The sequence below is a fragment of the Acidovorax sp. Leaf191 genome (genome assembly GCF_001424425.1).
GTDB lineage: Bacteria > Pseudomonadota > Gammaproteobacteria > Burkholderiales > Burkholderiaceae_C > Acidovorax.
The window spans coordinates 116,444-137,030 of the sequence record NZ_LMPT01000018.1 but is presented as its reverse complement, the minus strand read 5'-3'; the positions used below and the strand labels follow the sequence as shown (position 1 = coordinate 137,030).

22 protein-coding genes and 1 pseudogene are annotated in these 20,587 nt (G+C 67.9%); 11 read left to right on the top strand and 12 right to left on the bottom strand.

Translation table 11 applies throughout. From position 1 onward, the window contains the following. The first annotated feature begins 5 nt into the window (after positions 1-5). Entirely contained in the window at positions 6-152 is a 147-nt protein-coding gene (locus tag ASG27_RS27285) for a hypothetical protein (RefSeq protein WP_200912429.1), read from the top strand. Between the two features lie 58 nt (positions 153-210). Continuing rightward, on the top strand, positions 211-1,374 hold the full coding sequence (locus ASG27_RS12340; protein ID WP_082485969.1) for an SDR family oxidoreductase: 1,164 nt from the start codon (positions 211-213) through the stop codon (positions 1,372-1,374). Between the two features lie 79 nt (positions 1,375-1,453). On the opposite strand, the gene ASG27_RS12335 is transcribed toward ASG27_RS12340, so the two are convergent. After that, positions 1,454-1,666: a hypothetical protein gene (locus tag ASG27_RS12335; RefSeq protein ID WP_156370719.1), complete on the bottom strand. Its 213-nt coding sequence runs from the start codon at positions 1,664-1,666 to the stop codon at positions 1,454-1,456. A gap of 96 nt (positions 1,667-1,762) precedes the next feature. On the opposite strand from ASG27_RS12335, the gene ligD reads away from it, so the two are divergent. The 3 genes from ligD (at position 1,763) to ASG27_RS12320 (ending at position 3,812) form a co-directional block, all read left to right on the top strand. Next, positions 1,763-2,704, top strand: coding sequence for a non-homologous end-joining DNA ligase (ligD, locus tag ASG27_RS12330; RefSeq protein WP_082485968.1), 942 nt, complete (start codon positions 1,763-1,765; stop codon positions 2,702-2,704). A 96-nt stretch (positions 2,705-2,800) separates the two neighbouring features. Beyond that, the gene (locus ASG27_RS12325; RefSeq protein WP_056417410.1) at positions 2,801-3,301 is read left to right on the top strand and encodes a flavodoxin family protein; all 501 of its coding nucleotides are present in this window, start codon (positions 2,801-2,803) and stop codon (positions 3,299-3,301) included. A gap of 82 nt (positions 3,302-3,383) precedes the next feature. Further along, the gene (locus tag ASG27_RS12320) at positions 3,384-3,812 is read left to right on the top strand and encodes a surface-adhesin E family protein (RefSeq protein WP_156370717.1); all 429 of its coding nucleotides are present in this window, start codon (positions 3,384-3,386) and stop codon (positions 3,810-3,812) included. A 136-nt stretch (positions 3,813-3,948) separates the two neighbouring features. Here ASG27_RS12320 and ASG27_RS12315 read toward each other — a convergent pair whose 3' ends face one another. From ASG27_RS12315 to ASG27_RS12265, 11 genes are all read right to left on the bottom strand, one after another. Next, a complete protein-coding gene (locus tag ASG27_RS12315) occupies positions 3,949-6,081 on the bottom strand; it encodes a family 2A encapsulin nanocompartment cargo protein cysteine desulfurase (RefSeq protein WP_235504028.1) in 2,133 nt (710 codons plus the stop codon). Between the two features lie 6 nt (positions 6,082-6,087). Continuing rightward, on the bottom strand, positions 6,088-7,020 hold the full coding sequence (locus ASG27_RS12310) for a family 2A encapsulin nanocompartment shell protein (RefSeq protein WP_056167209.1): 933 nt from the start codon (positions 7,018-7,020) through the stop codon (positions 6,088-6,090). Between the two features lie 82 nt (positions 7,021-7,102). Beyond that, positions 7,103-7,375, bottom strand: a complete 273-nt coding sequence (locus tag ASG27_RS12305) for a helix-turn-helix domain-containing protein (RefSeq protein WP_056417404.1) — start codon at positions 7,373-7,375, stop codon at positions 7,103-7,105. Beyond that, positions 7,372-8,310, bottom strand: a complete 939-nt coding sequence (epsC, locus tag ASG27_RS12300; protein ID WP_056418269.1) for a serine O-acetyltransferase EpsC — start codon at positions 8,308-8,310, stop codon at positions 7,372-7,374. The genes ASG27_RS12305 and epsC overlap by 4 nt, the downstream gene beginning before the upstream one ends. Positions 8,311-8,333: 23 nt before the next feature. Further along, complete coding sequence (locus ASG27_RS12295; protein WP_056169053.1) at positions 8,334-8,813, bottom strand: rhodanese-like domain-containing protein; 480 nt, start codon at positions 8,811-8,813, stop codon at positions 8,334-8,336. 165 nt (positions 8,814-8,978) lie between these two features. Then, a complete protein-coding gene (gene solA / locus ASG27_RS12290; RefSeq protein ID WP_235504027.1) occupies positions 8,979-10,208 on the bottom strand; it encodes an N-methyl-L-tryptophan oxidase in 1,230 nt (409 codons plus the stop codon). Then, on the bottom strand, positions 10,205-11,557 hold the full coding sequence (locus ASG27_RS12285) for an LLM class flavin-dependent oxidoreductase (RefSeq protein ID WP_056417400.1): 1,353 nt from the start codon (positions 11,555-11,557) through the stop codon (positions 10,205-10,207). The genes solA and ASG27_RS12285 overlap by 4 nt, the downstream gene beginning before the upstream one ends. A gap of 81 nt (positions 11,558-11,638) precedes the next feature. Beyond that, entirely contained in the window at positions 11,639-12,511 is an 873-nt protein-coding gene (locus ASG27_RS12280; protein ID WP_056417396.1) for an ABC transporter permease, read from the bottom strand. Continuing rightward, the gene (locus ASG27_RS12275) at positions 12,508-13,401 is read right to left on the bottom strand and encodes an ABC transporter ATP-binding protein (RefSeq protein WP_235504026.1); all 894 of its coding nucleotides are present in this window, start codon (positions 13,399-13,401) and stop codon (positions 12,508-12,510) included. The genes ASG27_RS12280 and ASG27_RS12275 overlap by 4 nt, the downstream gene beginning before the upstream one ends. A 2-nt stretch (positions 13,402-13,403) precedes the next feature. Continuing rightward, the gene (locus ASG27_RS12270) at positions 13,404-14,414 is read right to left on the bottom strand and encodes an ABC transporter substrate-binding protein (protein WP_056417393.1); all 1,011 of its coding nucleotides are present in this window, start codon (positions 14,412-14,414) and stop codon (positions 13,404-13,406) included. A 30-nt stretch (positions 14,415-14,444) separates the two neighbouring features. Beyond that, complete coding sequence (locus ASG27_RS12265; RefSeq protein WP_056417390.1) at positions 14,445-15,332, bottom strand: TauD/TfdA dioxygenase family protein; 888 nt, start codon at positions 15,330-15,332, stop codon at positions 14,445-14,447. 356 nt (positions 15,333-15,688) lie between these two features. Between ASG27_RS12265 and ASG27_RS12260 the strand changes: the two are divergent. From ASG27_RS12260 to ASG27_RS12235, 6 genes and pseudogenes are all read left to right on the top strand, one after another. Next, positions 15,689-16,528, top strand: a pseudogene (locus ASG27_RS12260) (ABC transporter substrate-binding protein). 92 nt (positions 16,529-16,620) lie between these two features. Further along, positions 16,621-17,316, top strand: a complete 696-nt coding sequence (locus tag ASG27_RS12255; RefSeq protein ID WP_056417386.1) for an amino acid ABC transporter permease — start codon at positions 16,621-16,623, stop codon at positions 17,314-17,316. Positions 17,317-17,332: 16 nt separating this feature from the next. After that, a complete protein-coding gene (locus tag ASG27_RS12250; RefSeq protein ID WP_056417383.1) occupies positions 17,333-18,064 on the top strand; it encodes an amino acid ABC transporter permease in 732 nt (243 codons plus the stop codon). Beyond that, positions 18,061-18,807 carry an amino acid ABC transporter ATP-binding protein gene (locus ASG27_RS12245; protein ID WP_056417380.1) on the top strand — a complete coding sequence of 249 codons (747 nt, stop codon included), beginning with the start codon at positions 18,061-18,063 and terminating at the stop codon, positions 18,805-18,807. Before ASG27_RS12250 ends, ASG27_RS12245 begins: the two co-directional genes overlap by 4 nt. Before the next feature lie 140 nt (positions 18,808-18,947). Further along, the gene (locus tag ASG27_RS12240; RefSeq protein WP_369817143.1) at positions 18,948-19,262 is read left to right on the top strand and encodes an HU family DNA-binding protein; all 315 of its coding nucleotides are present in this window, start codon (positions 18,948-18,950) and stop codon (positions 19,260-19,262) included. Between the two features lie 192 nt (positions 19,263-19,454). After that, the gene (locus ASG27_RS12235) at positions 19,455-20,447 is read left to right on the top strand and encodes a Bug family tripartite tricarboxylate transporter substrate binding protein (protein ID WP_056417379.1); all 993 of its coding nucleotides are present in this window, start codon (positions 19,455-19,457) and stop codon (positions 20,445-20,447) included. Positions 20,448-20,587: the final 140 nt, after the last annotated feature.

Genomic DNA, 20,587 nt, shown 5'->3' with positions numbered 1-20,587 from the left:
TCGTCATGTCGAAGACCCACCGCACCGGCCCCGACCAGACCAAGCCCCGCGCCCGCAAGCGCATGCGCCAGTGGGAGGCGATGGCCCGCCCCCGCTCGGTCCCGCTGCGCTTCCCAGACCCCGAGCCACCGGTGTGGAAGCCGCTGGGCTGATACGCACGCACCCCGGGCGAACGCCCATGCGCACCCCAACTACGGAATCGATTCACCCATGAGCACTCGACGCGCCCCCAAAGCCCCTGCCGCCACCGCGCCGGCCGCATCCACCCCGGCCAAGCCGGCGGCGAAGAAAGGGGCTGCCGCACCGTCCCGACCTCCAGCCAGGACCGGCTCCAGCCAAGCCGGGGGCAGTGCTAACACCACCACACCGGCAGCCGCCAGCGCATCGGCAGCCACCACCCGCAAGCAGCAGAAGATCCAGGCCGAGCAGGATGCCAAGGATCGCAAGGCCCCCAACGGCAAGCAGGCCGACACTTCCCCAAGTGCCAAGAAGAAGGCCGCCCCAGGCCCGGGCCGCGCAGAGCCCGCACCGCCCCTGCCGCGGCAACACCTCACCAAGCCCGGCAGCGAAGCGCAGATGCAGTTGCAGCCCCGCTTCGAGGCGCCGCACTATGCGGGCAGCGGCAAGCTCCAGGGGTTCTCCACCCTCATCACAGGGGGCGATTCGGGCATCGGCCGTGCCGTGGCGGTGCTGTTTGCGCGCGAGGGTGCGGACGTGGCGATCGCGTACCTGTCAGAACACGAGGACGCTGAACGCACCCGCGAGCTGGTGGAGGCCGAGGGCGGGCGCTGCATCCTGCTGCCCGGCGATGTGCGCGATGCCAGCTACTGCCAGCAGGCGGTGGCGCAGGCGGTCAAGGCATTCGGCAAGCTCAACGTGCTGGTGAACAACGCGGCGTTTCAGGAGCACGCGGCATCGTTGGCGGACCTGACCGAGGAACGTTTCGACGAGACCTTCCGCACCAACATCTACGGCTACTTCCACATGGCCAAGGCGGCCTTGCCCCACCTGCAGCGGGGCGACGCGATCATCAACACCGGCTCGGTGACGGGCCTGCGCGGCAGCAAGGAACTGCTGGACTATTCAGCGACCAAGGGCGCGATCCATGCCTTCACCAAGGCGCTTGCGCACAACCTGGCGGACAAGGGCATCCGCGTCAACGCGGTGGCTCCCGGGCCGGTGTGGACGCCGCTCAACCCCGCGGACAAGAGCCCCGAGGACATCGCTGAATTCGGGGAGAAGACGCACCTGGGCCGCCCGGCACAGCCTGAAGAAATTTCACCGGCCTATGTGTTTCTGGCTGCGCCCGCGTGCTCGAGCTACATCACCGGCATCGTGCTGCCCATCACGGGCAATGCGGGCGATGGCGGCTGACCACGCGCCGCCCCTCGCCGGCCCCGCTGACCACACCCTGGCGCACCAGCGCACGACGGGCCGCGCGGGGCCCGGGCCTTCAGGGCTTCTTGTCGCCGCGCGCGTATGCCTCGACAGCCGCCACGGCCTCGTCGCGCGAGCCGTAGGTGGCTTCGCGCAGGGGCGTGTTGTGGCCATCGACGAGCAGGCTCTGAATGGTCACCTTACCGGAGCCGGCGTGCGAGAGCACGGCCGAGTACGAGCTGGCGTCGGACGTGCCGAAGACGTTTTCTTCGCGGATTTCCTGTGGCATGAATACCTCCTTGTGACGGCCATTGTCCGCAGCCGGGCGCGCGGCCACTGTCAGCGAACAGCGCTTCCCTCACACCCTTGAGAAAGGCCGCAGAGCATGCCCTCCCGCACACCAGCAGCTGCCCGCGCACGGCCATCGAAAGGCGAGGCGGAAGCGCCCCACATCACGCATGGCGACCGGGTGATCGACCCCTCCACCGGTTTCACCAAGATGGACCTGGTGCACTACTGCGCGCAGGTGGCGCCGTTGATGATGGAGCATCTGTCCGCACGCCCTGTGGCGGTGGTGCGGGCGCCGGATGGCATCGCGGGTGAACTGTTTTTCCAGAAGCACGAGGACAGCGACTCCATGGCGGGCGTGCTGCAGATGGACCCGGCCCTGGACGAGGGCCATGCGCCGCTGATGGAGATCGCCTCGCCCCAGGGGCTGCGCAGCTATGCGCAGATGAACGTGATCGAATACCACACGTGGAACGCGCTGAAGGACCGCATCGAGCGCCCGGACCGCATGACGTTCGACCTGGACCCGGGCGACGGTGCCTCGTGGCAACAGGTGCAGGAGGGTGCGCGCCTGGTGCGGGTGCTGCTGCAGGAGCTGGGCTTGCCGGCGTACCTCAAGACCAGCGGCGGCAAGGGACTGCATGTGGTCGTGCCCCTCAAGCGCCTGCGCGACTGGGCCACGGTGCGGGCATTCTCCAAGGCCATCGTGGAGCACCTGGCGCGCACGATACCCGAGCGCTTCGTGGCCAAGAGCGGGCCACGCAACCGCATCGGCAAGATCTTCGTGGACTACCTGCGCAACGGGCGCGGGGCCACCACCGTGTGCGCCTGGTCGGCCCGCGCCCGGCCGGGGATGGGCGTGTCCGTGCCGGTGGCATGGGACGAGCTCGACACGCTGACCAGCTCTGCCCACTGGACGGTGCAGAACATCGGCGCGCGCCTGGGCACCGGCAACACGCCGTGGGACGGCTATGGCCAGGCAGCCGCCAGCCTCGGGACGGCCATGAAGCGGCTGGGCTTCGTGGCGGACGAAGGCTAGGCGCCCTCGGCACGCAGTCCTGCGGGGTCTGCTTCTGTGGCGCAACCAGGCCAGCCACCAGCGAACCTGCCCGCCCGCCAGCGCTATGCTCGCCCCATGCACACCACGAAGACGCTGCTCATCGTCTACCACTCCATGACGGGCGGCACGCTGCAGATGGCCCAGGCTGCGTGCGCAGGCGCCTCGCAGGAGCCCGGCGTGCACGTGCGCCTGCTGCATGCGGGCCAGGCCGTCGCAGCCGACGTGCTGGCCGCGGACGCCTACCTCTTCGCCACGCCGGAGAACCTGGCCGCCATGAGCGGCCAGCTCAAGGATTTTTTCGACCGCACCTACTACGCAGCGCTCGACCAGGCCAATGGCCGCCCTTACGCCTGCCTGGTCTGCGCCGGCAGCGACGGGGCCAACGCGGCGCGCCAGATCGAGCGCATCGCCACGGGCTGGCGCCTCAAGGCCGTGGCCGAACCGCTGATCGTCTGCACCCACGCGCAGACGCCAGAGGCCATCCTGGCCCCCAAGCAGATCGGCCCCGACGACCTGGAGCGCTGCGGCGCCCTGGGCCGTGCGCTGGCGGCGGGGCTGGCGATGGGCGTGTTCTGAGCCTGCAGTTGCCCGGCCATGCCAAAAGCTGCACCGCCGGGCCGTTTGGTGCTTGAATAGCGTTTTGCGAAAGAGGATGCCCATGAAATCCGTCGTGCTCGCCGCCGCGCTGGTGTCCGCCACGGTGGCGGCCCAAAGCCCCAGCTGGCTCACCGTGGTCGGCGACCCTGGCAATGGTTTCACCGACACCGTGGAGGTGGATGCCGCCAGCGCCGTGGCTTTCGAGTCCATGCGCCTGGTCAAGCTGCGCGTCAACCGCGCCAAGCCGCGCACCGCCTTCGATGGACTGCCCTTTCACTCGTACTACTCCACCGCCATGGTCGACTGCACGCAGATGAAAGCTTGGCACCGGTCGATCACTTTTTTCAACAAGCCGCTGTGGCACGGCCAGATGCGGATGCACGAGTACGTGGAGAGCGACGGGCGCGACCTGGCCTTTGCGGACATGGCCGAGAACCCCCGGGACCGGTTGGTCAAGGCCGCGTGCGCGATGTCGCTGCAGGACAAGTGAACGCCGGGGCCGATGCGCTGCACGGCCCCGCCCACCAGGGCACGCACCACCCGGCCACCTGCAGCCCCCAAGGACCGCGGGCTCTCCACCCCTTGAGGTGAAGCGCCCCCGCCAGAGCGAACGAGCTTCGCAGCCGTCAGATCCGCTGCGCAGCCAGCCTGCGGACCCCCGCCGTGAGGCGGTCGATCTCATCGAAGGTGTTGTAGAACGCCAGCGACGGCCGCACCGTGGTCTCCACACCAAAGCGGCGCAGGATGGGCTGCGCGCAGTGGTGGCCGGTGCGCACCGCGATGCCCTCTTCGTTCAAGGCCTTGCCGACCTCTTCGGTGGAGTAGCCCGCCAGCACGAAGGACATCACGCTGGCCTTTTCCGCCGCCGTGCCGATGAGCCGCACGCCACGGATGGTGGCGAGCTGCTGCATGCCGTACACCAGCAGTTCATGCTCGTAGCGCGCGATGTTCTCGATGCCCACCCGGTTCACGTAGTCGATGGCAGCGCCCAGGCCCACCGCGTCGGCGATGTTGCCGGTGCCGGCCTCGAACTTGTTCGGGATGGGCTGGAACACCGTCTTCTCGAAGGTCACGTCGGCGATCATGTTGCCGCCGCCCTGCCACGGCGGCATGTCTTCCAGCACCGAGCGCTTGCCCCAGACCACGCCGATGCCTGTCGGCCCGAACACCTTGTGGCCCGAGAAGACGAAGAAGTCGGCGTCGAGGTCCTGCACGTCCACCCGCATGTGCGACACCGACTGCGCGCCGTCGACCAGGGCCTTGGCCCCCGCGCGGTGCGCCAGCGCCACGATCTCTTTGACCGGCACCACGGTGCCCAGCGCGTTGGACACCTGCGTGACCGCGACGATCTTGGTGCGTTCGTTCAGGAGCTTCTGGTATTCATCGAGCAGCACCTGGCCCGAGTCGTCCACCGGAATCACCCGCAGCTTCGCGCCCTTGGCGGCCGCCAGTTGCTGCCAGGGCACGATGTTGGCGTGGTGCTCCAGGTTGCTGACGATGATCTCGTCGCCCTCGCCCACATGCTGCGCGCCCCAGCTCTTGGCCACCAGGTTGATGGCCTCGGTGGTGCCGCGCACGAAGATCACCTCGTTCACATCCGGCGCGTTGATGAAGGTCTTCACGCGCTGGCGCGCGCCTTCGTACGCATCGGTGGCCCGCGCCGCCAGCTCGTGCGCGGCGCGGTGGATGTTGGAGTTCTCGTGCTCGTAGAAGTAGCTGATGCGGTCGATCACCGCGCGGGGCTTGTGCGTGGTGGCCGCGTTGTCGAACCACACCAGTTGCCGCCCGTTCACGCGCTCGGCCAGCACCGGGAAGTCCCGGCGGATGGCGTGCACGTCGAACGGCGGATGGTGGCCCTGCCCTGCGAGCGGCACGGTGGCGTGCGGCGCAGGCTTGGCCGGCGTCACGTAGCCGCTGGGCAGCACCACCGCATCGGTGAAGTAGAACTGAGCAGGCGCAGCACCGGCACTCGACTGGCCCAGCGCGCCGGGCGATGCGGACGGCGCGCTGCGCAGGTCCACCCCCTGCAGCGACGCGAAGGGCTGGCGGGCCAGCTCGTCGCTGATGCGGGTGTCGCCCAGTGCGTTGGGAGAGGCACCATAAGCTACGCTGGTCTGTACGCCCGACGGCGCCCCTGTGGACGGTGCCGGGTGCCCACCGGGCGAAGGCTGCCCATGGCGGTCTGCGAGGAAGTAGAACGGCGATGCGGGCTCTGCAGCGCCGCCTGCCGGAGCGTGGCGCGCCACCGAAGCAGCATTGGCACCCGAGGCCTCGGGCACGCCCAGCACGGCCCCGCCCAGGCGCGGTTCGTACGCGGGCAGTGCGCTGACCACGGTGTCCGGCAGGCCGTTGCCCGCCGTAGCGTGCGGCAGCAGGGCCGGGGCCCGGTGCGCGAGCGACGCCAGGGGCGTGGGCGATGCCGGGACGATGTTGCTGCCCGGAAGCACGCCGGGCGGAATCGGCGTGCCCGGCACGCTGGGGCCGAACCCCGCGGGGCTGACCAGCGGCGAGCCCGGCGGCGCGATGTTGACGGGTGCCTGCACGCCGGCCGGCACGGGCGACAGCGCCTGCGCAAACCCGGGTGCGGTGCCCGGTGGTGTGGACGGCAGCGCGGCGGCGGGGCCGGCGGGCACAGCCGGTGCCTCGCCCGGCCGGGCCGAGAAGAGCGCCGTGGCCATCTGCGCCAGCAGCGCCGGGCTGATCGGCGCCTCCAGCGCGCGGGGGATTGCGCCTTGCGGCGTGGATGGAAGATTGCTCACCGCGGATTACTTGTAGGTATCAGGGTAGTCGTGGTACTTGTTGATCTCGACGTCATCGAGCACCGCCAGGGCGTCGGTGGTCAGCACGGCCAGCGAGCAGTACAGCGAGATCAGGTAGGACGCGATGGCATGGTTGTTGATGCCCATGAAGCGCACCGACAGGCCGGGGCCCTGCTCGCCCGGCAGGCCGGGCTGGAACAGGCCGACCACGCCCTGGCGCTTGTCGCCCACGCGCAGCAGCAGGATCTTGCTCTTGCCGTCGGCCACGGGCACCTTGTCGGACGGGATCAGCGGGATGCCGCGCCAGGTGATGAACTGCGAGCCGAACAGGCTCACCGTGGGCGGTGGCGTGCCACGGCGGGTGGCTTCGCGGCCGAAGGCCGCAATGGCCAGCGGGTGCGCCAGGAAGAACGCGGGCTCCTTCCAGACCTTGGTCAGCAGCTCGTCCAGGTCGTCGGGCGTGGGCGCGCCGGTGAGCGGGAAGATGCGCTGCTCTTCCGTCACCTGGGCCAGCAGGCCGTAGTCGGGATTGTTGATGAGCTCGCTTTCCTGGTTTTCCTTGATCGTCTCGATCGTGAGGCGCAGTTGCTCCTTGATCTGGTCGTGCGGGCTGCTGTACAGGTCCGACACGCGGGTGTGCACGTCGAGCACGGTGCTCACGGCGTTGAGGAAATATTCGCGCGGGTTCTCTTCGTAGTCCACGAAGGTGCGCGGCAGCTGGTTCTCGGACTCCTTGGCGGTGCATGCGACCTTGATCGCCTCGGGGTTCTTGACCTTGTTGAGGCGGTAGATGCCCGCTTCGACCGGCACCCACTGCAGCAGGTGCGTCAGCCAGCGCGGGCTGATGGTCTCCAGTTGGGGGACTGTTTTGGTCGCGTTGGCGAGTTGCCTTGCTGCGTGATCGCCGAGTGCGGTGGTACCGCCCACTGTTGCCGACATGTGAGAACTCCGTGTGGTTGAAAACTGAAAGGGAAAAAAGATGAAACTGCGGCGCTGAGTGTCAAAGCTCTGCGGCCGGGCTTCAACAGGCTATAGCCGCCAACTGCAGGCCGCGCACCAGGTTGGCGGTGTGCACCACCTCGCCGCGCGTGACCAACGTGGAAGGCGTCACGCCCAATGCCACCGCGAGCTTTTCGATGGTGACCAGGGACGCGATCACGCGGCCGCGCTCGACCTCGCCGACGTAGGAGCGGTTGAGGTCCGAGTGCTCGGCCAGACGCTCCTGCGACCAGCCCTGGGCCTCGCGCGACTGGCGTACCGCAATGCCGAAACCTTTGATGAGCGTGGTGGTCATGGCAGTGCCTCGGCGGCGGCCGCAGGCCGGGGGGTGCGCCCCGACTCCTGGCTGCTGGCCTGCGTCACGTTGCCGCCGGGCGCCACGTCATGCGTGAGCCAGACATTGCCGCCGATGACCGCGCCCTTGCCCAGCGTGACGCGCCCGAGGATGGTGGCGCCCGCATAGATGACCACGTCGTCCTCGACCACCGGGTGGCGCGGCAGGCCCTTTTGCAGCACGCCCTGGGCATCCGTAGGGAACCGCTTGGCGCCCAGCGTGACCGCCTGGTACAGGCGCACGCGCTGGCCGATGACGGCGGTCTCGCCGATGACGACGCCCGTGCCGTGGTCGATGAAGAAGCCAGCGCCGATCTGCGCACCGGGGTGGATGTCGATGCCGGTGTGGCTGTGCGCCAGCTCGGACACGATGCGCGCGAGCAGCGGCAGGCCCAGCCGGTACAGGCAGTGGGCCAGGCGGTGGTGGATCATGGCCAGCACGCCGGGGTAGCACAGCAGCACTTCGTCCACGCTGCGCGCGGCGGGGTCGCCCTGGTAGGCGGCCAGCACGTCGCTGTCGAGCAGGCGCCGGATTTGCGGCAGGGACTGCGCAAACGCCTGCGCGACCTGCTGGGCCTGGTCCTGCACACCGTCGGCGTCGCGCTCTTCGTGGCGGGCGCTGTACGTCAGCTCCAGGCTGATCTGCGTGAACAGCGTGTGCAGCGCGGTGTCGAGCGTGTGCGCCACGTAGAAGTCTTCGCTCTCCTGGCGCAGGTCGTAGGGCCCCAGGCGCATGGGAAAGAGCGCGCCCTTGAGCTGCTCGACCACCTGGGCCAGCGCGTCGCGCGAGGGGAACTCGCGGCCCCCCGGCTCCTGCGATCTCTTTTGCGCCTCGCGCCATTCGCGGCGCACCTCGCTCAGCGAAGCGGCGATCTGCTCGATGTGGAAATTTGCCATGGGTGCCTTGTGCGCTGCGCTGCTCAGTCCTGCACCCACGGCAGGCCATGAAAGCGCCAGCCATCGCTGCCGCCGCGCTGCTGGCGGTCGTCGATCTCGCCCTCGAAGCCTTCGAGCACATTGAACACATGGCGGAAGCCGACGGCCGCTGCCGCCTCGGCCGCGAGCACCGAGCGCTTGCCGCTGCGGCACAGCAGCAGCACCACGGCGTCCTTGCCGCCGTCCTTGGCGAGCTTGGCCTCCAGCTCCCGCACGAAGCGGGGGTTGCGGGTGAGCGCCGTGCCCGTGGCCCACGCCACATGCAGGCTGCCGGGCACGTGGCCGACGAACTTGCGCTCTTCGGCGGAGCGCACATCCACCAGCAGGGCCTGGCCTTCGCGCACCAGGTCCCACGCGGCGGGTGGCTTCACGCCGCCGGCATAAGAGAGTCCTTGCTCCACCGACGCCTGGCGCACCTGCTCCAGGGCGGTGGGCAGCACGGCGTCTGCGGTTTCGTAGGTCATGAAATGGCTCCTGGCAATGAATTCGGTGGTGATAGCCATCGAATCTACGGGCCCAGTCATCGATCACAAACGAATAAAAACTCCGTTCAAAATTACCTAAACATCCTTAGACGATCTGCAGGCAGCCATCATCCTCGACAGGGTGTCGCGCTGGGTGCGCGCCGCTCAGGCTCCCGCCGGCGCAAACCGCCCTGCCGACAAGGTCGAGAGGTCCGCCCATTCCGGCAGCCCCAGCACCCGCAGCGCCAGCACCTCGCCAATGGCGGCCGAGTGCTTGAAGCCGTGCCCTGAGCACGGCGACGCCACATGCACGCCCGGCCATCCCGGCAGGCGGTCGATGACGAAGCCGTGGTCGGGGGAGACGGTGTAGAGGCACACATGGGCCTGCGAGAACTTCGCCTCGGGCGCATGGAGCCGCGGCTGCACGTAGCGCCGCAGCATCTCCTCCACCTCGCCAGGGGCGACCGTGCGGTCCACCGCCTGGGGCGTGGTGGTGGCTTGGTACTGGGCGGTGGCAATCTTCAAGGCGGGAGCACCGGGCCCCACGGCCGGAAAGCCGTAGAACGCAGGGCCGTCCTCATCCCCCTGCGCCCAGATGAACACCGGAAACCGCGCAGGCGAGAACGCATCGGTATCGGCACCGATGTCGAACCAGAACATCACCTGGCGGTAGACGCTCAACTGCCCGGCCAGTGGTGCGCTGTGCAGCGCCCCGCCCGCCTGCACCAGCTGCGGCAGCCATGCGCCCGCGGCCAGCACCACCTGGTCCGCGCGGTAGGTGCCGCGCGTGGTGGTGACCACCGTTGCATCGCCCTGCGTCTCCAGGGACAGCACCGTTTCGTGGATATGTACCTCGGCGCCGTGCGTCTGCGCCACCTGCAGCTGGGCGCCGATGGCCACCTCGGGGCGGACGAAACCTGCATCGCGCTCCCAGTAGGCGAACTCGTCGCCGCGCAGCTTGAACTGCGGGTAGCGGCGCCGCAGGTCGGCCGTGTCCAGCACCTCGTGCGCAATGCCGTGGCGCTGTGCAATGCCGATGGTCTGGCGCACGAAATCATCGGGCTTGCCCGCGCGGGGGGCCGCGCCGTCGCGCGGGCCCAGCACCAGGCCATGGGTGCGGGTGTAGATGGATTGGCCGGTGGCGGCCTCCAGCTCCGCCCAGATCTCGTGCGAGCGCCGCACCAGGGGCACGTACTGCTCGCCCTCGCCCACGGCCAGGCGGGTAATGCGGGTCTGCCCATGCGACGAGCCCAGGCTGTGCGGCGGGGCGAACTGGTCCAGGCCCAGCACGCGCGCACCGCGCCGCGCCAGCTGGTACAGCGTGGCGGAGCCCACCGCTCCCAGGCCTACCACGATGGCGTCGTAGTGGGGGATATCGTGGGTGGGCGAACTCATGCCGTGGCCCCGGCACGCCGCGCAGGGTGCGCGGGCCGCGCGAGGCCCAGGTGCTCGCGCAAGGTCGTGCCTGCATAGTCCTTGCGGAACAGGCCACGGCGCTGCAGCTCGGGCACCACCAGCTCGGCAAAGTCCTTGAGGCCATGGGGCAGCGTCGGCGCCAGCACGTTGAAGCCGTCGGCCGCCCCGGTGGTGAACCAGTGCTCCAGCTGGTCGGCGATGGTCTCGGGCGTGCCCACCATCGTCCAGTGGCCCCGCGCGCCGGCCACTTTTTCGTACAGCTGGCGAATGCTCAGCCCCTCGTCGCGCGCCATCTTGGCGAACAATTCCTGGCGGCTCTGCCAGCCCTGGGTGACTGGCAGGTCTTGCGGAAACGGCCCGTCGACCGGGTACGCGGACAGGTCGGCATTGCCCAGAAAGGTGGACAGCAGCCCGACGCCCAGCACCGGGTCGATGAGGCCTTGCAGCTGGTCGAACTTGTCCTGGGCCTCCTGCTGCGTGCGCCCCACGAAGGGTGAGATGCCGGGCAGGATCTTGAGCTGGTCCGGCGTGCGGCCATACGCTGGCAGACGCCCCTTGAGCGACTGGTAGAACGCGCGCGCAGCCTCGGGCGTCTGCTGCGCGGTAAAGACCACCTCGGCGGCGGACGCAGCCAGGTCCTGCCCGTCGCTGGACGAGCCGGCCTGCACCAGCACCGGGTAGCCCTGCGGCGAGCGCGGCGTCTGCAGGCCGCCATGCACCTTGAAGTGCTCGCCGTCGAACGCCACGCGGTGCAGGCGCTCGGGGTCGAAGAACTGGTTGGCAGCCTTGTCGTGGATGAAGGCATCGTCCTCCCACGTGTCCCACAGGCCTTTGACGATCTGCACGTACTCGTGCGCTCGGGCGTACCGGTGCGCATGGTCGAGCTGTTTGTCGAGGCCAAAGCTGCGCGCCTCGAAGTCGCTGCCCGACGTGACCAGGTTCCAGCCCGCGCGCCCGCCGCTGACCTGGTCGAGCGTGGCGTACTTGCGCGCCAGGTGGTAGGGCGGCAGGTAGGTGGTGGACACGGTGGCGACCAGGCCGATGCGCTCCGTGGCCTGCGAGAGTGCCGACAGGGCCAGCAGCGGCTCCATCGGGTACCACAGCGCGTTCTTGGCGACCACCGCATCGGGCGGGCCCGGCAGGCCCACATTGTCGGCAAAGAAGATGGCGTCGAACTTGGCGGCTTCGGCAATCTGCGCCCATGCACGCAGCTGCGCGATGGAGCTGGCCGCACCGGGGTTCACGTCCGGGTGGCGCCAGGCGGCCAGGTGGTGCCCCACGCCGAAGAAGAAGGCGCCCAGGTGCATGGTGGGAGAAGGTGTCGGCATGGGATAAGGCGTTGCGCTCGTCGAGAATGAAAGAAGAAGGTTGCACGCCCCGCCCTGGGCCCGGGCAAGCCGCCACCGCGCTCAGCGCTGCTGCCCCCACTTGCGCACGGTCAGCCGCTCCAGCGTGGCAAAGCCCAGGCTCTCCACCAGCAGCCCGATGAGCACCACCATGACGAGCCCCGCGAACACGCGGTCCGTATAGAGCTCGTTGCGGTTCTGGAAGATGTACCAACCCAGGCCGCCCTTGCCCGACGATGCGCCGAACACCAGCTCCGCCGCGATCAGCGTGCGCCAGGCAAAGGCCCAGCCGATCTTCAGGCCGGACAGGATGGCCGGCAGCGCAGCGGGTATGAGGATCTGCAGCACATACGGAATGCCCCGCAGCCCGTAGTTGCGGCCGGCCATGCGCAGGGTCTCGGGCACACCCTGAAAACCCGCGTAGGTATTGAGCGCCAGCGGCCACAGCACCGAATGGATCAGCACGAACACCAGGCTGCCCCGCCCCAGGCCAAACCACAGCAGCGCCAGCGGCAGCAGCGCAATGGCGGGCAGCGGGTTGAACATGGACGTGAGCGTGCCCAGCAGGTCGCGGCCCAGCCGGGTGGACACCGCCAGCGTGGTCAGCGCGAACGCCAGCACCACCCCAGCCACATAGCCCTGTACCAGCACGACCAGCGACAGGCGCACTTTCTCGATCAGCTCGCCGCTCCAGAGGCCTTCGGCCAACGCCTTCATCGTGGCGCTGAACGTGGGCAGCAGCAGATCGTTGTTCTGCCAGCGCGCTGCCACCTCCCACACGGCGGCCAGCACCGCCAGGATCACCGCCTTGCGCAGCCACTCCTGGCCCCAGATGCGGTCTGTCCAAGGGAGCGCGCGCTCCACCGGCACATCGCGAAACGGCTCCAGGGTGCGCTCGTACTCGGGCCGCACGGGCGGGTGCAAAAGTGGGCTCATGGCTGCGTGTGCCCTTCTTGGGTTGTTTCTTCTTCGAACAGCAGGTGGTGAATGCGCTGCGCCGTGGCCTGGAAGGCGGCACCGCCCAGGCTGCCCAGGTGAAAGTCGTGGCTGTTGATCTCGGCGCGCATGCGGCCGGGGTGTGGCGACAGCAGCGCGATGCGATTGCCGACCACCAGCGCTTCTTCGATCGAATGCGTGACGAACAGCAGCGTGAAACGCACCTCGTCCCACAGCGCGAGCAGCTCTTCCTGCATCTTGCGGCGCGTGAGCGCATCCAGCGCGGCGAAGGGCTCGTCCATCAGCAAGATGCGGGGCTGCATCGCCAGCGCCCGGGCAATGGCCACGCGCTGCTTCATGCCGCCCGACAGCTGGTGCGGGTGCACATCGGCAAATTTATCAAGCCCTACCTTGGCCAGGTAGTGCAGGGCCCGCTCGGCGGCCTCCTTCTTGCCCACCGTGCGCGACGCAAGCAGCGGGAACATCACGTTCTGCTTCACGGTCTTCCAGGGCGGCAGCTGGTCGAACTCCTGGAACACCACGATGCGGTCCGGCCCGGGTGCGGTTACCCGTTGCCCACCCAGCCGGATCTCGCCTTCGATGGGTGCAATGAAGCCCCCCACCGCCTTTAGCAGCGTGGACTTGCCGCAGCCCGAGGGGCCCAGCAGCACGAAGCGGTCGGCCGCGTGCACATCGAAGCTGACCTGGTGCGTGGCGCGCACCACGCGTTCGGTGGTGCGGTATTCCAGGCTGACGCCATCGACCTGCAGCAGCGCGCCGGTCGCCGCATGCGGTGCGGCGGCTGGCGCCGGCGCGGCGTGCGGTGCATCCACTGCGGCTTCACCCAGAAAGCCCTGCCGCAGCGCGAGGTCAGGCGCCAGCACCGGCATGGTCAGTTCCCCGCCACGTTGTGCGCGTCTGCAAAGAAATAGTCCTTGGCAGAGGCAGGCTTGTTCTTGATGGCGCCAACGCGGTGCATGAACTCGGCCAGCGCGTAGGTGTTCTGCGGCGTGATCTTGAACTGGACTTCGGGGTTCTTGATGATCTTGAGCAGCAGGTCGCGGTCGGTCTTGGCGTTGCTCACCTTGAGGTAGATGTCCGCCGCCTTCTCCGGGTTGGCGGTGACGAACTGCGAGGCCTCGTTCAGCGCATCGATGAAGGCCTTGTAGGTCTTGGGGTTCTCCGTGCGGAACTTGTCGGTGGCGTACAGCACGGTGGCCGACGAGGGGCCGCCCAGCACGTCATAGGACTTGAGCACGATGCGCGCCTGCGGGTTGCCCGCCAGCTCCTGCTCTTGGAACGGCGGGTTGCCGAAGTGCGCCGAAATCTCGGTGCCGCCCTTGATGATGGCGGCGGCTGCGTCGGGGTGCGGCACCGCCACGCTGATCTTGTCGAGCTTGTTGAACTCCTTGTCGCCCCAGAGCTTGGCCGATGCCAGCTGCAGCACGCGCGACTGCACCGACACGCCCACGGCCGGCAGCGCAATGCGGTCCTTGTCGGTGAAGTCCGCAATGGTCTTCACGTTCGGGTTATTGGTGACCAGGTAGTACGGGAAGTTGCCCAACGACGCCACGCCCTTCACGTCTTGCCGGCCCTTGGTGCGGTCCCAGATGGTGAGCAGCGGCCCCACGCCGGCGCCGGCAATCTCGATGTTGCCCGACAGCAGCGCATCGTTGACGGCGGAGCCGCCCGAGAGCTGCACCCATTCCACCTTGGCATCCACACCGGCGGCCTTGGCGTGTTTTTCGATCAGCTTTTGCTCTTGCGCCACGTTGAGCAGCAGGTAGACGATGCCGAACTGCTGGGCGATGCGGATCTGCCCTTCTGCATGGGCGGCAAGGCTGCCGAAGGCAAGGCCCAGGCCGGTGGCGATGGCAGTGGCTTTGCGTGTGAAGTTCTTCATGGGTTTGTGTTTCTCTCTGGAGGATGGTGGTCAGAACGGTGCATCGCCCTGGATCGTGGTGCGGTAGAGCTTGCGGCGCAGGTGGTCGGGCGTGCCGGCGGCCAGGTGCATCAGCGAGCGGTTGTCCCAGAAGACGAGGTCGTGCGGCTGCCAGTGGTGGCGGTAGATGAACTCGGGCTTGACGCTGTGCGCGAACAGTTCGGCCAGCAGCGCATCGCTCTCTGCCTGCGGCAGGCCGACGATGCGCGTGGTGAAGTGCTCGCTCACGAATAGCGCCTTGCGGCCGGTCTCGGGATGCGTGCGCACCACGGGCTGCACAGCGGGCGAGACTTGGTCGATCTGCGCCTGTGAGAGCTTCGGGCGCCAGGGGTTCTTGGAGCGCAGTTCCTCGTACTTGGCGAGGTAACTGTGCTCGGCCTTGAGCGGCAGGATGCGCTGCTGCAGTTCGGGGCTCAGGGCCTCCCAGGCCAGGTGCTGGTCGGCGAACAGCGTGTCGCCGCCTTCGCTGGGCAGCTCCTGCGCGTGCAGCAAGGACCCCAGGCTGGGGTGCGGCTTGTACGAGATGTCGGAGTGCCAGTACACGCCGGCATCCCCCAGGCCGATGGGCTCGCCGTTGTCCTTGATGTTGGAGACGATGAGGATCTCCGGGTGCCCTTTGAGCTGGAACTGGTGCAGCACGTGGATCTCCAGCGGACCGAACCGCCGGCTGAAATCCACATGGGCCGCAGGCGTCACCTGCTGGTCGCGGAACACCAGCACATGGTGGTCCAGATGCGCCTGGTGGATGCGAGCGAACTCGCTGTCGCTGATGGGCCGTGAGATATCCAAGCCCACGACCTCGGCGCCCACGGGCGCATCGAAGGGCCGTATCTCGAAGTTCTGTACGGGGGCAGGAGAACGGGTGGCAGTGGCAGTCATTGGGGGCTCTCGCGCTCGGTTCGCAGGGGCTGGTGCATGGGAGCTGCCGACTGTAGGGATGCTTTGTTCCACACGGAACGAATGATTTGTTGCTTGTTTATGAAATAAACATCCAAAGAAATCGCGTCACGGTGGATGTGCGGCCGGGCAAAAGCTGCGCACTCGCTCGCAAGGTAACGCAGCCGCGCCGCTGCATGCCGCTCATTGAACGGATTTGGATATGCGCTTTCCTTCGTTGGTCGGGTCGGGGCGCGCGCCTATCGTCGCGGCTCTCGCTGGCGCTGCGCCTTGTCCGCCTGCAAGGGCATCTGTGCAGGCCAGCGCCCTATCCACCAGCATCCTTCATTCATCACACCATGCGACTGAAATTCACATCCCTCACCGGTTTCATTGCGGCCACCGCGCTGGCGCTCGTGGGCATCACCGCCAAGGCCGACCAACTGGACGACATCAAGAAAAAGGGTGAGATCGTCTTCGGCGTTCTGGGCACCGACGAGCCCAACAGCTTCGTGGACCCCAAGACCCGCGGCTTCATCGGCTAGGAGATCGACATCGCCACCGCGGTGGCCAAGAAGCTGGGCGTCAAACCCGTGTTCAAGCAGTTGGCCGTGGCAGCGCGCATCCCCGAGCTGCAGCAGGGCCATGTGGACGTGCTGGCCGCATCCCTCACGCACAACAAGGAACGCGAGGCGCAGATCGACTTCGGCCTGACCCATTTCGTCACCGGCTCCAAGGTGCTGGTCAAGAAGAGCAGCGGCATCCAGAACGTGTCCGACCTGGCCGGCAAGAAGGTGTTGACCGTGAAGGGCGGCACGCAGGAGCCCAACCTGCTGCGCGCCGTGCCGACTGCCGAGGTCGTGACCTTCGAGAACACCCAGCAGGCCTTCCAGGCGCTGCAGCAGGGCAAGGGCATTGCCTACGTCAACGACGAGTCGTCGCTGTACAACGACGTGGCCAAGCTGGGCGCCAAGGGCGGCGACTACCTGATCCTTCCGCAGAACCTGAACGTCGAGCCACTGGCCCTGGGCATCCGCAAGGGTGAAACCGCGCTGAAGAAGGCCATCGACGACACGCTGCGCGGCCTTGAAGCCTCGGGCGACGCCGAGAAGCTGTACGAAAAGTGGTGGGGCGCCCAGAGCAAGCTCAAGTTCGCCAAGCGCACGTTCCGCTTCGAATCGGACAAGGTGAACGGCTGAGCGCTGCACGCTGGTCCCCTGATCGCTGATCGCTGAAGGCCCAAAGGACGGCCTGCCTTTTCACACAGAGGCAGGCCGCCGCTTTTTGTTGTATGCCCACTTTCGATTTTTCGCTGCTGCTCGCGGGCCCTTACCACGCCATGCTCTGGGCAGGCCTGCGCCTGTCGCTGACCCTGCTGGCCGTCACGCTGCCCCTGGCCCTGCTGCTGGGCCTGCTGGTGGCCGTGCTGCGCCTGGCGCCGCTGGCGCCTTTGCGCTGGACCGGCTTTCTGTTCGTGGAGTCGCAGCGCAACATCCCGCTGCTCGCGCACATGCTGTTCTGGTACTTCGGTGCGCCCGAACTCCTTCCGGAGTCGGCCAGGGAATGGCTCTACCAGCACAACATCGAGGCCATCGCGGCCGTGGTGTCGCTCAGCCTGTATGCCGGGGCCTTCATGGCCGAGGACATCCGCAGCGGCATCCGGTCCGTGCCCACGGTGCAGCTGGAAGCCGCACGCGCACTGGGCCTGGGGTTCGTGCCCGCCATGCGGCTCGTGGTGCTGCCGCAGGCCGTGCGCACCAGCGTGCCGCCGCTGGTGTCGCAAACCCTCAACCTGTGGAAGGACACCAGCATCGCCACCGTGATCGGCACGGCCGAGCTCATGTACCAGGCCGCCAAGGTCGAGAGCGCGACCTTCAAGAGCTTCGAAGCGTTCACGTTCGCCACGGTCAGCTACCTCGGCGTCTCGCTGGCCATCACCGCGCTTGCGGCGTGGTACCAGCACCGGTACCCGCCACGCTCGGCATGACAGGAGGCACGCCACCATGCGTTTTCTCGAGATGCTCGATGCCTACTGGCTTTTCTTCCTCATCGGCCAGTACCCCGACGGGCCGCTGGGCGGCCTGGCGCTGACGCTGCTCCTGGCGTCGTGCGCCCTGCTGCTGGCCATCCCCGCGGGCCTGCTGCTCGGCCTGGCCCGGGTCAGCCCCTGGGTCTGGCTGCGATGGCCCGTGAGCGCGCTGGTGTTCGTGGTGCGCGGCACACCGCTGTTGATGGTGATCTTCTGGGCCTACTTCTTCCTGCCCAGCATCACCGGGCACAAGACCGGCCAGTTCACCACCATGCTGATCGCGCTGGTGGTGTTCGACGCCGCCTACCTGGCGGAGATCGTGCGCGCCGGCATCCGCGGCCTGCCCCGGGGGCAGATGGAATGCGCGCGCTCCCTGGGGCTGCCGTACCTGGCGTCCATGCGCCTGGTGGTGCTGCCCCAGGCACTGCGCAACATGCTGCCGTCTCTGGTCAACCAGTTCGTCTCCACCATCAAGGCCACGTCGCTGGGCTACATCATCGGCCTGGCCGAGGTGTCGTTCATCGCCTCGCAGATCAACACGCTCGTGTTCACGCTGCCCACGCAGGTCTACCTGGTGCTGGGGTTCACCTATTTCGTGCTGTGTTTCGGCCTGACGCGCTTCGCGGTCTGGCTGGAGCACCGGCTTGCGCAGCGCGCTGCGCGCCCAATGCCTCTCCACGCCCCCGCTGCGGGGGCCGCACCATGATCACCTTCGACAACGTCAACAAGTGGTATGGCGACTACCACGCGCTTGCAGACATCACCGAGACCGTCGCCGCCGGCGAGGTCGTGGTCGTGTGCGGGCCGTCGGGCTCGGGCAAGTCCACGCTGATCCGCACCATCAACCGGCTGGAGCCCGTCGACAAAGGCCGCATCACCGTCAACGGGCAGGACATCCACGCCTCCAAGCTCAACCTGAACGTGCTGCGCGCAGGCATCGGCTTCGTCTTTCAGCAGTTCAACCTGTTTCCGCACCTGACGGCGCTGGACAACTGCACGCTGGCGCCGCTGCATCTTCGCAAGGGGTCGCCAGACCAGGCCCGCCAGCGCGCGCTGGCCCTGCTGGACCGCGTGGGCCTGGCGCACAAGGCCCACGCCCACGCCACCGAGCTGTCGGGCGGCCAGCAGCAGCGCGTGGCCATTGCCCGCGCGCTCACCATGGAGCCCCGCATCATGCTGTTCGACGAACCCACGAGCGCGCTCGACCCCGAGATGGTGGGGGAGGTGCTGTCGGTGATGCGCGACCTGGCGCGGGACGGCATGACCATGGTGTGCGTCACGCACGAAATGGGCTTTGCGCGCGAGGTGGCCGACCGCATCTGGTTCATGGACGCGGGGCGCGTGCTGGAGCGCGCCAGCCCCCAGGCGTTCTTCGACAGCCCGCAGCACCCGCGCGCGCGGCAGTTTCTGTCGGACATCCGGGCGCCGCTGCCTGACGCGGCCACCTGACGCCGCCGCCTGACCCTTGGCCGGATGCAGGCGTTGTGAAAAAATAGACGTTCAGCGTCGCCGACTTTGCATATGCGCAGAACAAGTGCGCCCGGCGGGCAGCGCTTGCGCTATAAATAGCGCACCTCATCCATCTTTGTGTGAAAGCATCCATGAACCGCGCAGAACTCGTTGATATCCTGGCTTCCAAGAATGATCTGTCCAAGGTTGCGGCCAACGCCGTGCTGGAGACGCTGATCGAGACCGTGCAGACGGCCGTCAAGAAGGGCGACACCGTCCAACTGGTGGGCTTTGGCACCTTCAAGTCCGCCAAGCGGGCCGCCCGCACAGGCAAGAACCCCTCCACGGGCGCCGCCCTGAAGATCCCTGCCACTACCGTGCCCAAGTTCGTCGCTGGTGCCAAGTTCAAGGCCGCCGTCGATCCCAAGGCCGCCAAGCGCAAGGCGGCCAAGTAAGCAGGCCCCGCCGCTTCGGCACAACCGCCTCAGGCTTCGGCCTCGGGCGGTTTTTTCTTTGCGCGGCCAGGGTGGGCGGCGCCGCTCATATGGCGCTTTGCAGCTAAGCATGTGACAAATCGGTCGTTCTCCTGAGAGCAGCAGGGCCAGACAATCGCGCCTCCACCGCTCCTGTCCACGACCGCTATCACCATGCACGCCGCCGCAGCCCCCTTCAAGTCCCTCGTCGTGTTGTGGCTCGCCGCGTGGGCAAGCTGTGCCGCGCTGGCGCAGCCAGCGCCCGCCACGCCCTTCCCCACCAAGACGGTGCGCGTCACCGTGCACAACTCGCCCGGCAGTGCGCCCGACGTGCTGGCGCGCTACCTGTCCCAGCGCCTGTCCGAGCAATGGAAGCACGCGGTGGTGGTGGACAACCGCGGCGCCGCCGGCGGCATCGTGGCGGCCGATGCGCTGGCCAAGGCACCGGCGGACGGCCACACCCTGCTGGTGGGTGGTGACGGCCCCATCACCATCCTGCCCAACCTGCAGAGCAACCTTCCCTACAACGCGCAGCGCGACCTGGTTCCGGTGGTCTCGCTCGGCCATGTGGACTTCGTGCTGGTGGCCCACCCCAAGACGGGGTTTCGCAGCCTGGGCGACTTCGTGCGCGCCGCCAAAGCCCAGCCGGGCCGCTACAGCTACGCCTCGGCCGGCAACGGCAGCGCCCTGCAGTTCAGCATGGAGATGCTCAAGCAGCAGGCCGGCTTCTTCGCCACGCACATCCCCTACCGCGGCGGCCCCATGGGCCTGCAGGACGTGATTGCCGGCCAGGTCGAAGTGATGTTCATCGCCCTGGGCCCCGCACTGCCGCACATCCGCAGCGGCAGGCTGACGCCACTGGGCACCACCGGCGACAAGCGCAACGCCCTGCTGCCGGACGTGCCCGCCATTGCGGAGACCTATGCGGGCTACGGCTCAGGCACTTGGTTTGGCCTTTTTGCGCCTGCCAACACACCGCAGCCGGTGCTGGACACCATTGCCGCGGACGTGGGGCGCATCGTGCAGACCCCCGCGGCGCGCGCTGAATTGGCCGCCCAGGGTATCGACGCCACGGGCTACCCGCAGCAGCAGTTCCAGCGCCAGGTGACCGCAGAGTACGTGCGGTACGGCCAGATCGTGAAGACCGCCGGCATCAAGATCGAATGAGTCGGGCCGCGGCGGTGGAGCCACCGCCCAAGCACCAGCACTTCATCGCCAACACCAGCCCGCCGCGCCTGCGCAGCGCGCGCAGGTGCATCCTGCGGGAGTGCGTGCCCTGCAGATGGCAAACCCGTGCCGCCGCTCAA